Origin of the sequence: Saccharothrix sp. NPDC042600, from assembly GCF_040647305.1 — a bacterium.
Classification (GTDB): Bacteria; Actinomycetota; Actinomycetes; order Mycobacteriales; family Pseudonocardiaceae; genus Actinosynnema; species Actinosynnema mutabilis.
The window spans coordinates 1-12,352 of sequence record NZ_JBEZBW010000053.1; the positions used below are offsets into that span (position 1 = coordinate 1).

The following is a 12,352-nucleotide window of genomic DNA, read 5'->3' on the forward strand; positions in this document are numbered from 1 at the left end:
CGACGGCCGCGCCGCCCGACGGCCGCGCCGCCCGACGGCCGCGCCGCCCGACCGCCGTACCGCCCCGACGGCCGCGCCGCCCGAGTCCTGCCGCCGTCCCGCCCCAGCTCAGCCGCCCATCAAGTCCGCGCCGAGCCGCCGCCCCGCCATCCCATTCAGCATTGTTCAATGTAGGGATTGTTCAACAATCCAGCAATACTCCGATTGACCTGTTCACCGATAGACTCACCGCATGACGAGCCTGGACGCGGACGACTGGCTGCGCACCCTCGCCGGCGACCGCGCCGACATCGACCGGTCCAGCACGGCGGAGAAGGTCGCCGACAAGCTCCGCGCCAGCGTCCTCGACGGCGAGATCCGCCCCGGCCGGCAGCTCAACGAGAAGGCCCTCGGCGACGCCCTCCGCGTCTCCCGCAACACCCTCCGCGAAGCCTTCCGCCTGCTCACCCACGAGCGCCTGCTCGTCCACGAGTACAGCAAGGGCGTCTTCGTCCGTAAGCCCACCTGGCAGGACATCGCCGACCTCTACGCCGCCCGCCGCGTCATCGAGTGCGGCGCCGCGCGCGCCTACCCCCGCGCCTCCGACGACGCCAAACGAGCCGTCGGCACCGCCGTGGACAACGCCGTCGAAGCCGCCACCAGGGGCGACTGGACCGCCGTCGGCACCCACAACATCAAGTTCCACCAGGCCCTCACCGCCCTGGCCGGCAGCTCCCGCCTCAACGAGGAAGCCGAGCGCCTCCTCGCCGAACTGCGCCTCGCCTTCCACGTCATGGACGACCCCAAGCGCTTCCACGAGGCCTACCTGCCGCTGAACGTCGAGATCGCCGCCCACCTGGAGAAGGGCGCCACCCAGCAGGCCGTCGACGCCCTGGAGTCCTATTTTGAGACGGCCGAACACCAACTGGTGACCGCCCTGCGCGGTGAGTGAAAAAGGATCACGATTCAACTACGTCACCGGTAGGTAATCCACCGGACACCGTGACGACCGTCCCTCCCGAGGCCTAGCATCGCGCGACACCCTGTCATCCGGGCCGCACGGAGGGCACCCATGCCGTCTGCTCGACAAACCAGCCTGCGCTGGAGCTGGTGGAACCTGCTCCTCCTGGTTCCCCTGCTCATGCTGATCACCCCGTGGTTCAACTCCGACGAACCGCGGCTGCTCGGGCTCCCGTTCTTCTACTGGTACCAGTTCGTCTGGGTCCCGCTGGGCGTCATCTGCGTCGGCATCGTCTACGTCAAGACGAAGGACCGGCCGGCCGTGACGGGCAAGCCCGACCTGCTCGGCGTGGACGACCTGGACGAGGGGGCGAAGTAGATGGACTGGACCGAACTCGTGGTGTTCAGCGCGTTGTTCCTGCTGGTCACCGTGCTCGGCTTCGTCGCGGCGCGCTGGAAGGCGGGCGACACGCTCGACCACCTCGACGAGTGGGGCCTGGGCGGGCGGAAGTTCGGCTCGTGGATCACCTGGTTCCTGGTCGGCGGCGACCTCTACACGGCGTACACGTTCGTCGCCGTCCCCGCGCTGGTGTTCGGCGCGGGCGCCATGGGCTTCTTCGCCCTGCCCTACACGGTGATCCTGTACCCGATTGTCTTCCTGCCGCTGGTCCGCATGTGGTCGGTGTCCCGCGTCCACGGCTACGTCACGCCGGCGGACTTCGTGCGCGGTCGCTACGGCTCGCACTGGCTCGCGCTGCTGGTCGCGATCACCGGCATCGTCGCCACCATGCCCTACATCGCGCTGCAGCTCGTCGGCCTGGAGGCCGTGCTGCGCAGCATGGGCCTCAACGGCGCCGGCGTCCTCGGCCACGCGCCGCTGTTCATCGCCTTCGTCATCCTGGCGCTCTACACCTACCAGTCGGGCCTGCGCGCGCCGGCGCTCATCGCGTTCGTCAAGGACACGTTGATCTACGTCGTGATCCTGGTCGCGGTGGTCTACCTGCCCGCCAAGTTCGGCGGCTGGGGCGCGATCTTCGACAGCGCCCAGGCCAAGTTCGACCAGACGCCGGCCAAGGGCGACGGCATCCTGCTCAACGCCAACAACCAGCTCCAGTACGCCACCCTGGCGCTGGGCTCCGCGCTGGCGCTGTTCCTCTACCCGCACTCGTTGACCGGCATCCTGGCCTCGCGCGGGCGCAACGTCATCAAGCGCAACATGGTCGCGCTGCCCGCGTACTCGCTGCTGCTCGGCCTGCTCGCGATGCTGGGCTTCGTCGCGATCACCGCGGGCGTCAAGCCGATCACCAACCAGGCCACCGGCCGCCCGGACACCAACACCATCGTGCCGGAGCTGTTCGGCCAGGAGTTCCCGTCCTGGTTCGCGGGGGTCGCGTTCGCCGCGATCGGCATCGGCGCGCTGGTGCCGGCGGCGATCATGTCCATCGCCGCGGCGAACCTGTGGACGCGCAACATCTACAAGGAGTACCTGAAGAAGGACGCCACCCCGGCGCAGGAGGCCAAGCAGGCCAAGCTCGCGTCGCTGGTGGTGAAGTTCGGCGCGGTCGCGTTCATCGTGTTCATCGACCCGCAGTTCTCCATCGACCTGCAGCTCATCGGCGGCGTCATGATCCTCCAGACGCTGCCCGCCGTGGCGATCGCGCTCTACACCCGCTGGTTCCACGTCTACGGCCTCATCGCGGGCTGGGTCGTGGGCATGGGCTGGGGCATGTGGCTGCTCTACGGCATCCCCAGCGCCGACGGGAAGCGCCCGCACTTCGGTGGTTCCGCGCTGGCGCTGGACAAGCTGTCGCTGTTCGGCTGGCACCCGCTGGCCGGCTCCACCACCCAGATCTACGTGGGCGCGGTGGCCGTCGTGGCCAACCTGCTGGTCGCCGTCCTGGTGACGGTCGTGGCCAAGCGCCTGCGGGTGTTCAACGGCACCGACGAGACCGACGCCGAGGACTACCACGTGGACGAGGACAACCCGAGGGTCAAGCCCGTCGCCGTCCACTGAGGACGGTCGCACCACCGTCGAGCCCGCCCGGCCACCACGCCGGGCGGGCTCGCTGCTTCCCGGCAGCGGGTCAGGCCAGGACGGCGAGGGCGACCAGCGAAGCGCCGAACACCACGACGTGGCGGACGTCCTGCAGCACCCACGTCCACGCCGGGAACCCGTCCTCGGCGGCCTTGAGCAGGGCCGGGACGTCGACGCGGGCCAGTTCCGGGTCGCCCTTGCGCAGGAACGCGGCGCGCACGGACTTCGCGGCGGTCAGGTTGCTGTAGAGGATCACCCCGTTGCCCAGCAGCACGATCGCCTGGAACACCCAGGTCAGCGGCTCGGCCCACCCGCTGCCGGCCAGGTTCAGCGCGGCCAGGGCGGTCATCACGGCGGCGACGGTGACCGGGACGGCCGTCTCGTGCCCGCCGGCGTCGAACCGCATCCCGTTCTCGGCCAGCACACCGGGCCGCACGCCCTGGCGCACCAGCTCGGCGTGGGCGGTCACCGTGGCGGTCGGGCCGAAACGGTGGCGCACCAGCGGGATGGACACGAAAGCGGCGGCGACCAGCAGCTGCATGACGGCGACAACGGTGTTCATCGGTGCTCCCCGAACTAGACTTGAACTAAGTACAAGGAGACCGTAGCCGCCGACTTGAACAAAGTGCAAGAGCGCTCTTGAACTAAGTTCAGCTAGGGTGTCGCCATGCCGCGCGAGACGCTGACCAAGGACCAGATCGTCCGGACCGCGATCGACCTCCTGGACGACGAAGGCCTCGACGGGCTGAACATGCGCAGCCTGGGCAAGCGGCTCGGCGCGGCGGCCACCGCCGTGTACTGGCACGTCAAGAACAAGGACGACCTGGTCGTGCTGGCGGGCGACCAGGTGTGGGCGGAGATCGCCCTCCCGCCCGAGGACACCGACTGGCGCACCGCCGCGCACGAGATGGCCCGCAGCCTGCACGCGATGCTGTCCCGGCACCCCTGGCTCGTGCAGGCGTTCGGCACGCACCTGTTCCACGGCCCCAACAAAGCCCGTTACGACGACCGCGCCCTGGCCGTCTTCGAGGCGGCCGGCTTCCCGGGCCCCGAGGCGGACCGCGCCGCCGCCGCCGTCCTGACCTTCGTGCTCGGCAACGTGCTGGGCGCGTCCGCCCTGATCACCATCACCCGCCGCATCGAACGCGAGGGCGACGACGCCCGCGAGCGCCTCGACGCCGTCATCGCTCAGGCCCGCGAGACCGCGACGGCGTTCCCCCGCCTGCGCGAGCGCCTCGACAGCCCGGCCGCCGAGTACAACGCCTCACCCGAGCACACCTTCGAGTACGGCCTGGACGCCCTCCTGAGCGGCCTCGCGCGGCGCTAGTCCACGACCTCCAGCGGCACGGCCGGCGACCGCCGCACCAGCCCCGCCCCGGCGACCTTCGCGAACAGCCACCAGCGCCCGGTCGTGGCCCACCGCGGCGCCACGACCTCGAACCCGAACTCCACCCGCCCCCGCGCCGGCACCTCGCCGCCACGCGCCAGCGGCCGCACGAAGTCCCACGTCTCCCACGGGCTCACCAGCCGCACCTCGACCGCCACCGCCGCCCACAGCGCCGACGCCACGGCCACCGCCACCTCGGCCCGCTCGCCGGGGCGCAGCCGCAGCGGCTCCGGCGCCCGCGCGAACCACAGCGGCTGCACGGGCCCGTCGTCCAGCGGCGACCCGCCCCACTCCGGCACCTCCACCAGCAGCACGTCCTCCACGACCCGCCCGGCGGCCACCCGCGCCCGCACCGGGTACAGGCCGGGCGCGGCCGACCGGGGTCGCCCCACCGACACCGCCGACCGCGCCGACCCGCCGGGTGGCAGCGCGAACGGCACCTCCGCCGGTTCGACCGACCACCCCGGCGGCGCGACCAGCCGGACCTCGCCCGACACCTCGGCCGACGCCGTCACCACGACCTCGTCGGCACCCCGGAACCGCACGCCCACCGGCGGTCGACCCAGCGCGGGACCCCGCTCGTGCCGCAGGTGGTCGGCGAACAGGGGGATCTCGGGCTCGCTCGACACGACGACCGGACCGACGTCCACCGGCTCGTCCAACGACCCGAACGCGGGCAGCCGCCCCGACCCGTCCACGCCCACCACCGCCGTCAACGGGTGCGCGCACTCCTCGGCCGCCCGCGCCGGATCGCCACACGGGACGGCGTACTCGATGGTCTGCTGCTGCGGGAAGTCCGCCGGCCGCACCACCTCCTCGACGCCGGGCCAGGTGATCCGGACCTCGTCCGCGAGGTCGTCCACCGACGTCACGCAGTCCACCCAGTCGACGCCCTCCCACAGCGTCAGGGTCTGCGCGTACGCCACGCCCCCGGTCCGCCCGCGCACGACGACGCGTTCGCCGACCGGGCTGTGCCACACGGTCACCGTCGCCGGGGTCGTCGTGCCGAGGTCGTTGCCGACGGCGGGTGCGAGCAGTTCGGCCTCGTCCACCAGTCGCACCAGGCTGGTCACCACACCGCCGCGCGCCGGGTCGACGGTCAGGAGGTGGGCGGAGTTGGCGATCTGCGTGCCGCCGCCGCGCGTCCAGCCCTGCGAGGTGCCGCCGGCGAGGTGGAACACCTTCCACCCCAGGGCGGGCACGTCCCCGGCGTGGAAGACGACCGTGTGGCCTTCGTGGACGCACGGGTGCACGCCGTCCGCCGACACCACGGACACCTCGGCCAGGTCGTCCTCCAGCCGGACCTCGACCATGCCGGACCGCCTGCGCGCCAACGGGTTCCACACGACCACCGGAACGCCGTCACCAGCCGTGTCCACAATGGACGACAGTCGGTGCAGGACCTGGGAACGCACTTCGGTGGCGAGGAAGTGGGCCTCCCGCAACGACACCCGCGGGTCCGCGTCGTCCGCGAGCCGGGCGCGGGCGTGGGCCAGGACGTCCTCCGGCGGTTCGGCGACGAGCGACGCGAACGCCTCCGCCTCCGCCACCACCCGCGTCGCCGCGCGCACCTCGATCCCTTGCGGCACCGGCACGTCCTGCGGCAGCGAGCACACGAACCGCGGTGACGAGTAGCGCGAGTTCCAGTCGTGGTGGATCCGGGCGAACCAACGCCCCGCGCCGACCAGCGCGGACTGGCCGTTGCGCAACCCCTCGTAGGCGGCGCGCTCGGCGTCGGCGAGGGTGTCGGCGTCCTCGACCGGCGCGCTGTTCGCGGGCAGGAGCCGGTCGACCAGTTGCACCCGGTTCTGGTCGACCAGGGCGGTCAGCGGTTCGCGGTCCTGCGGGCGCGTGTCGAGGTAGGGCTCGACCACGCTCGCGAGCAGGCCGAACCGGTAGGACGGGTCGGCCAGCGCGAGTTCGAGGTGCGCGCGGACCTCCGGCACGGCCGTGGCCTGGGCGACCAGGTGCAGCGTCCGGCCGCGCTCCGCGACGGTGAGGTCGAAGTCGACTTCGTGCTGCTCGTCGCCGTGCCGCACGACCGCCCGCGCGGGCAGGACGGTGCCGGGCGGGTGGTGCGACACGTCGACCGGGACCTCGTAGCCGAACAGCCCCGGTTCGACGTCCGCGCCGTGGCGGGCACTTCGGACTCCCGCACCCTCGACGTGGACGTGCACCGGCCCTTCGTTCTCGGCGGTGCGCACGCGGACGATCTGCAGGGAGCCGACGAACAAGTCGGTGGACTCGACGACGACCATGGTTCGACCTCAGCACTGGAACGTCCGATGTGGAAATCCCCCAAACCGGCACCCCGCACCCGCAAAAACGCGGTCAGCGCTTGAGCATTCGCGTCAGACCCGCCGCGACCGTCGTGGCCAGCACCCACCCGGTGACGATCAACCCGGCCCCGATCCACTGCGAGGCGCCGGCCAGCTGCCACCGGTTCTTGTTGCCGAAGTCCACGATCGGCACCACCAGGTCGATCGTGAACAGCCACGGGTTCCACGGCAGGCGGTCATCGGAGTTGATCACCTCCAGCGGCGGGCCGACGGAGAACCAGACACTGCCCAGCACCCAGGACACCACGAGCCACGCGAGCGCGCGAGCCGGCCGGTACCCGTACCCGACCATCGACCGCTGCAGCCAGCTCCACAGCAGCACGAGCGGCCGGAGCCACCGGCGTCCCTCGGCGACGGCCCGGTAGCGCAGGCGCTGCTTCTCGACCAGGACGGTCGCGGCGTGCTCGTCGTTGCCGCACGCGCGGAGCATCTCGGCGAACTGGTCGTAAGGGCCGGGCCGGTAGCTGCGCCGCATGGCTTGGCGGAGCCAGCGCAGGCGGCGGTCGACCTCGTCGTCGTCACGCAGGTCGATCGGGTTGCGCAGCGAGTCGTAGCGGAACTCTTCCAGGTCGATCCAGCCGGTGGCGGACCAGAAGGTCTCGTTGTCGTCCAGCGACGTGCAGCGGACTTGCCGCAGCGTCACGTCCCCGCGCGGCGGACTGACCGGCGTGAGCACGAGCTCCTGGACCTGCAACCCGAGCGCGTTCAGCGCGTGGCTGTCGAGCTTGTCGCCCAACACGGCCCCGTTGAAGTTGGCCATCCGCCCGACCTGCGCGCGCCGAGCCCGAACCCCGCCGTGCGCGACGAACTCCTTCGCCCCACCGGCGCAGATCAGGTCCCGCCCGATGGTCCCGCCCCCGACGTCCAGCGAGGGCTTCCCGGCGGGCATGTGCCGGTACCGGCCGGGTTGCGTGATCCGACTGCCCCGCAGATCGAGGTTCGCGCCGATCTGCACACCCCGCAGCTCCAGCCCACCGGTGACCTCGACCTCCCGAGCGGTCAGGTTGCTCCCGATGTGCGACCGGTTGCCGAGCACGGCGTCGGCGCGGGGGTTGTCCAGCGCCGACCCGTCCAGGGTGAGACTGCCCTTGACCTGGAGGTCCACCATCCGGATCTGCCCGCGGAAGAACGCCTGCCGAGCGACGACGTCCCCACCCACCTGAGCCCCGTCGAGGTGCAACGCCCGCCCGAACCCGATCGGCTCAGCGACCCGCTTCCCACCGGACTGTCGGTCCCCCATGAGACGATCGAGCCGGGGGCCGGAGGCCACGCCCGACCCACCACGAGCACCCGCGCCCCGCCCCGCAACGGCCTCCGACCCCGGCCCGCGTTCCCGCTCTCGTCCGGAAGCGCCCCCGGCCGACTCAAGCGCACTCTCGGCCCGCACAGGCGCGGTCTCACCGAACTCCTTGCCCACCCGCGCCCGCACGGTCCCGGCCAACCCCACTGCGGCCGTCCGCGCCGCCTCAACCCGAGCGGCCCAACCAGAACCCGAACCGGTCCCATCACCAACCGCCCCGACTTTGGTGTCGCCCGGCCCGGCGGCACTTCCCGGCGGGTCTGCGGCCGGCCGACTCTCGGTCGGCTGGTCACTGCTCGGCCGGTGCGCCGCCGGCTGGGCGCTGCGAGGCTCGCCGCTCCTGGGCTGAGTGCTGCCGGACACGCCGCGAGCCGGCTGGGCGGTGTTCGGCTGGGCGGTGTTCGGCTGGGACGGGTCCGGCTCGGCCTCTGCGCCTGCCCCGGCCCCCGCCCGCGCTCCCGCCGCCCCCGCTTGCGCCACCGCGCCCGCTTGCGTCCCCGCGCCCGCTTGCGCCGCCGCCCCCGCTTGCGTCCCCGCGCCTGCTCGCGCCGCCGCGCCCGCTTCCGTCCCCGCCCCTGCTTCCGCTCCCGTCCCCGCCGCCTCCGGCGAATCAAGCTCGACCGCCGGCCCGTCCCCGCTCCCGACCACCAGCCCGTGGTCCTGGGCGTCGAAGTGGCCGCCGGACAGCGACAGGGTGCCGCCCAGCCGCGCGTTCACCATCCGCACCGTCCCCGCGCTGCTGAACTCCCGGTCCAGCTGCACGTCCCCGTCCACCGTCACCCGGTCCAGCACCACCGTCGACGTCGGGTCGGCGTGCGGGTCCAGGCCCGCCTCCTCGTCCACCTTCCCCGCCGCCACCGACGCGCCCCGCAGCGTGAGCGCCGAGTCGACTCGGGCGTTGGCCAACAGGACCGTGCCGAGGATTGTGGAATTGTTGAACAAGAGGTTCCCGCCCACGTGCACGCCCGTCGCGTTCACCGCGTGAGCATGGGGATTGTTCAACGATCCACTGGAGAAGTTGCAGTTGCCGCCCACCTGGGCCCCGGCCATCCGCAGCTCGCCGGACACCGACACGCCCTGCGCCAACAACGCGCCGGCCAGCTTGACGCGGTCGGCGTGCAGGGCCAGCCCGCCGGCGACCGGGGCCACCAACCGCGCATCCCGCAACACCAGCGACCCGGCGATGTCTGCGTCGGTCAGGTCCACGAGCCCTTCGACGGTGCTCCCGGACAACGACACCTCGTTGGCGCTGCTGAGGTTCCGCCCCCACACCCCCGGCAACCGGCACCCGGAGAACACCACCCCGGCCAACCGCCCCTGCCGCAGGTCCGGCACCTCCTCGAACCGGCACCGCACGAATTCGAGCAGGTAGTTCAGCTCCACGGCCCGCAGGTCGAGGACCCCGGTCAGGAACCGGTCCTCCACCCGGATCACCGGCGGCACCGACGGCCGCCGCAACCCCAGCCGGAACGCGCCCTCGCCCAACCCGCGCAACACGTCCGCGGCGGCCATCCGGAAGGCGCGCGGCGGACTGGGGTCGAACACGTCCAGTCCGCGCGCGCCCGTCTCGGTCATGTGATCGACAATGCGGGCAACCCAAGATCGCCCGCAAGCGAACGGACGAAAAAGCGGAAACTCCCGCCGCGCCCGCCGCCGAACTCACGCCGTCGAACTCACGCGCTCGCCGGCGAGCTCAAGCGCCCGCCGCCGAACGCACGCGCCCGCCGCCGAACGCACGCGCCCGCCGCCGAACGCACGCGCCCGGCGAACCTGCTAAGCCGAAGGCCCCTGGTGCGTCGGGTCGAGCACGCGCGCCAGGAACGACTGCGTCCGCTCGTGCTGCGGGTCCCCGATGACCTGCGCGGCCGGGCCCTCCTCGACCACGTACCCGCCGTCCATGAACAGCACCCGGTCGGCCACCTCGCGCGCGAACTGCATCTCGTGCGTCACCACGAGCATGGTCATGCCCTCGTCGGCCAACGCCCGCATCACGCCCAGCACGTCCCCGACCAGCTCGGGGTCCAGCGCCGACGTCGGCTCGTCGAACAGCATCACCGACGGGTCCATCGACAGCGCCCGCGCGATCGCCACCCGCTGCTGCTGCCCACCGGACAGCTGCGCCGGCATGGCGTTGACCTTCTCCGCCAGCCCGACCCGCTCCAGGTTGCGCAGCGCGATCGACTGCGCCTCCTTCTCGCCGCGCTTGAGCACCTTCCGCTGCGCCACGGTCAGGTTGTTCAGCACGCTCAGGTGCGAGAACAGGTTGAACCCCTGGAACACCATGCCGATCCGGGTCCGGGCCGCGTCGATGTCGCAGTCCGGGTCGGTCAGCTCGACGCCGTTGACGACGATCTTGCCGTCGGTCGGCTCCTCCAGGAGGTTCACGCACCGCAGCAACGTCGACTTGCCCGAGCCGGACGGCCCGATGATGCACACGACCTCGCCGCGCGCGACCGTGACGTCGATGCCCTTGAGCACGTCCAGCGGCCCGAACGACTTCTTCAGCCCGGTGATCTCCACCGCGACTTCCGCGACGGGAGAACTCATGCCGACACCCCCAGCCCGCTCGACTCCGGCGTGCCGATCTTCCGGCCGCCGGTCCGCTTCTCCAAGCGCCGCGACAGCTGACCCAGCGGCAGCGTGATGATCAGGTAGCACAGGCCCGCGACCAGCAGCGGCGTCAGCGACGGCGACCGGCTCAGCGTTTCGCGGCCGAACTTGGTCAGCTCGTAGTCCGCCGCGGTCAGGCCGACGACGCTGATCAGCGACGAGTCCTTGATCAGCATGATCAGCTCGTTGGTCAGCGGGGGCAGGATGATCCGGAACGCCTGCGGGATCGTCACGGTCACCAGCGTGCGGCCGGGCGACATGCCCAGCGACCGCGCCGCCTCGATCTGCCCCTTGGGCACCGCCAGGATGCCCGCGCGGATCGTCTCGGCGATGTAGGCCGAGCCGACGATGCCCAGCGCGAGCCCGGCGGTCGAGTTGATGTCGAACTTCAGGCCGAACGCCAGCGGCACCGCCACGCTCAGCGCCACGAACACCAGCAGCGCGGGCACGCCGCGGAAGAACTCGATGTACCCGGTCGCGATCCACCGCCAGGGCGCCACCGGCGACAGCTTCATCAGCGCCAGCAGCAGACCGAGCCCGAGGCCGATCGCGAAGCCGAAGGCGCTGTAGATGATGGTGTTCACCAGCGCCGTCTGGATGACGGTCGGGAACATCTTGGCCGCGGTGTCGACGTCGAAGAACGACCGCCGGAGGTCTTCCCAGTCCGCGAACACCGCGATCAGCGCGACGATCACGATCAGCAGCGCGTACTGCGCCCGGCGGAACAGGATCGCCCGCCGGCGTTTGGACATGGCCATATTCCTCGGCACTCCTAGCAGGGGTTCGGACAAGAGCCGGGGCCGGTGCCCGTGAGCACCGGCCCCGAGGGCGTTTCAGCCGGTCACTTCTTCTCCGGCTTCTTGCCGAACCACTTCTCGTAGATCCGGTCGTACTCGCCGTTCTCCTTGGCCTTCTTCAGCACCTCGTTGACCTTGGCCTGGAGGGCGGTGTTGCCCTTCTTCATGCCGATGCCGTAGGCCTCGCCGGTGGCGAACTCCTTGGTCACCGCGGTGTCCGGGAACTCCTTGACGTAGTCGTAGAGCACGCCGTTGTCGTTGATGGCCGCGTCGACGGCGCCGGTGCGGACGGCGGTCTCCATCAGCGGCAGGTCCTCGAACTCCACGACGGTGTAGCCGTTGGCCGCGGCGTTCTTGTTGGCGTACTCCTCACCGGTGGTGTCCTGCTGGACGCCCAGGCGCTTGCCCTTGAGGTCGGGCAGGTCCTTGATCGGCGAGTCCTTCTTCACCAGCAGGGCCTGCGAGGCGTCGAAGTACGGGTCGGAGAAGTCGATCGCCTGCTTGCGCTCGTCGGTGATCGTCATGCCCGCCGCGGCCAGGTCGCACTCGTTGGTGGCGAAGACCGTGCCGGAGGTGATGTTCTCGAACGGGGTGTCGAAGATCTCCTGGGTGACGCCCAGCTCCTTGGCCACCAGGTCCACCAGGTCGACGTCGAAGCCGACCGTCTTGTCGCCCTCGGAGTACTGGAAGGGCTTGTAGGACAGGTGGGTGCAGGTGACCAGCTTGCCGCTCTTCACCAGGGAGACGTTGGTCGACCCGCTGTCGCCGGACGGGGTGTTGTTGACCTTTTCGGCGCAGCCCGCCGCCACGACCGCAAGGGCGATCGCGGGCAACAGGGCGAGCACGTGCCTGGTACGACGGGCCACGGCGTCACTCCTCGTAACTGTGTCGGTCGAGTGTTCGGCATACTGCCACTTGGGTGACGTGGTGCACAGCACGCGCGTG

Annotated in this window: 10 protein-coding genes; 4 read left to right on the forward strand and 6 right to left on the reverse strand. The window is 71.2% G+C overall.

Annotated features, from left to right (window positions below):
- Positions 1-232 precede the first annotated feature (232 nt).
- From AB0A74_RS26885 to mctP, 3 genes are all read left to right on the forward strand, one after another.
- Positions 233-931 carry a GntR family transcriptional regulator gene (locus AB0A74_RS26885; RefSeq protein ID WP_358253623.1) on the forward strand — a complete coding sequence of 233 codons (699 nt, stop codon included), beginning with the start codon at positions 233-235 and terminating at the stop codon, positions 929-931.
- Positions 932-1,051: 120 nt separating this feature from the next.
- On the forward strand, positions 1,052-1,318 hold the full coding sequence (locus tag AB0A74_RS26890; protein ID WP_343933899.1) for a DUF3311 domain-containing protein: 267 nt from the start codon (positions 1,052-1,054) through the stop codon (positions 1,316-1,318).
- A complete protein-coding gene (gene mctP, locus AB0A74_RS26895) occupies positions 1,319-2,953 on the forward strand; it encodes a monocarboxylate uptake permease MctP (RefSeq protein WP_358253624.1) in 1,635 nt (544 codons plus the stop codon).
- A 70-nt stretch (positions 2,954-3,023) separates the two neighbouring features.
- Here the strand turns inward: mctP and AB0A74_RS26900 are convergent, their stop codons facing one another.
- Positions 3,024-3,536 carry a hypothetical protein gene (locus AB0A74_RS26900; RefSeq protein ID WP_358253626.1) on the reverse strand — a complete coding sequence of 171 codons (513 nt, stop codon included), beginning with the start codon at positions 3,534-3,536 and terminating at the stop codon, positions 3,024-3,026.
- Between the two features lie 105 nt (positions 3,537-3,641).
- On the opposite strand from AB0A74_RS26900, the gene AB0A74_RS26905 reads away from it, so the two are divergent.
- Positions 3,642-4,301, forward strand: a complete 660-nt coding sequence (locus AB0A74_RS26905; RefSeq protein WP_358253628.1) for a TetR/AcrR family transcriptional regulator — start codon at positions 3,642-3,644, stop codon at positions 4,299-4,301.
- Here the strand turns inward: AB0A74_RS26905 and AB0A74_RS26910 are convergent.
- The 5 genes from AB0A74_RS26910 to AB0A74_RS26930 all read right to left on the reverse strand — a co-directional run bounded on the left by AB0A74_RS26910 (position 4,298) and on the right by AB0A74_RS26930 (position 12,273).
- Positions 4,298-6,619, reverse strand: coding sequence for an NEW3 domain-containing protein (locus tag AB0A74_RS26910; protein ID WP_358253630.1), 2,322 nt, complete (start codon positions 6,617-6,619; stop codon positions 4,298-4,300). The genes AB0A74_RS26905 and AB0A74_RS26910 overlap by 4 nt on opposite strands.
- A 73-nt stretch (positions 6,620-6,692) precedes the next feature.
- Positions 6,693-9,575 carry a hypothetical protein gene (locus tag AB0A74_RS26915; RefSeq protein WP_358253631.1) on the reverse strand — a complete coding sequence of 961 codons (2,883 nt, stop codon included), beginning with the start codon at positions 9,573-9,575 and terminating at the stop codon, positions 6,693-6,695.
- Between the two features lie 198 nt (positions 9,576-9,773).
- Entirely contained in the window at positions 9,774-10,547 is a 774-nt protein-coding gene (locus AB0A74_RS26920; RefSeq protein ID WP_343933905.1) for an amino acid ABC transporter ATP-binding protein, read from the reverse strand.
- Positions 10,544-11,368 (reverse strand): amino acid ABC transporter permease, encoded by an 825-nt coding sequence (locus AB0A74_RS26925; protein ID WP_343933906.1) that lies wholly within the window; start codon positions 11,366-11,368, stop codon positions 10,544-10,546. The genes AB0A74_RS26920 and AB0A74_RS26925 overlap by 4 nt, the downstream gene beginning before the upstream one ends.
- An 83-nt stretch (positions 11,369-11,451) precedes the next feature.
- A complete protein-coding gene (locus tag AB0A74_RS26930; RefSeq protein ID WP_358253633.1) occupies positions 11,452-12,273 on the reverse strand; it encodes a transporter substrate-binding domain-containing protein in 822 nt (273 codons plus the stop codon).
- Between the last annotated feature and the right edge of the window lie 79 nt (positions 12,274-12,352).

Excerpts from the sequence above, each read along its gene's own strand:
- AB0A74_RS26885 (WP_358253623.1), top strand. The coding sequence starts at position 233 with ATGACGAGCCTGGACGCGGACGACTGGCTGCGCACCCTCGCCGGCGAC.
- AB0A74_RS26890 (WP_343933899.1), top strand. The coding sequence starts at position 1,052 with ATGCCGTCTGCTCGACAAACCAGCCTGCGCTGGAGCTGGTGGAACCTG.
- mctP (WP_358253624.1), top strand. The coding sequence starts at position 1,319 with ATGGACTGGACCGAACTCGTGGTGTTCAGCGCGTTGTTCCTGCTGGTC.
- AB0A74_RS26900 (WP_358253626.1), bottom strand. The coding sequence starts at position 3,536 with ATGAACACCGTTGTCGCCGTCATGCAGCTGCTGGTCGCCGCCGCTTTC.
- AB0A74_RS26905 (WP_358253628.1), top strand. The coding sequence starts at position 3,642 with ATGCCGCGCGAGACGCTGACCAAGGACCAGATCGTCCGGACCGCGATC.
- AB0A74_RS26910 (WP_358253630.1), bottom strand. The coding sequence starts at position 6,619 with ATGGTCGTCGTCGAGTCCACCGACTTGTTCGTCGGCTCCCTGCAGATC.
- AB0A74_RS26915 (WP_358253631.1), bottom strand. The coding sequence starts at position 9,575 with ATGACCGAGACGGGCGCGCGCGGACTGGACGTGTTCGACCCCAGTCCG.
- AB0A74_RS26920 (WP_343933905.1), bottom strand. The coding sequence starts at position 10,547 with ATGAGTTCTCCCGTCGCGGAAGTCGCGGTGGAGATCACCGGGCTGAAG.
- AB0A74_RS26925 (WP_343933906.1), bottom strand. The coding sequence starts at position 11,368 with ATGGCCATGTCCAAACGCCGGCGGGCGATCCTGTTCCGCCGGGCGCAG.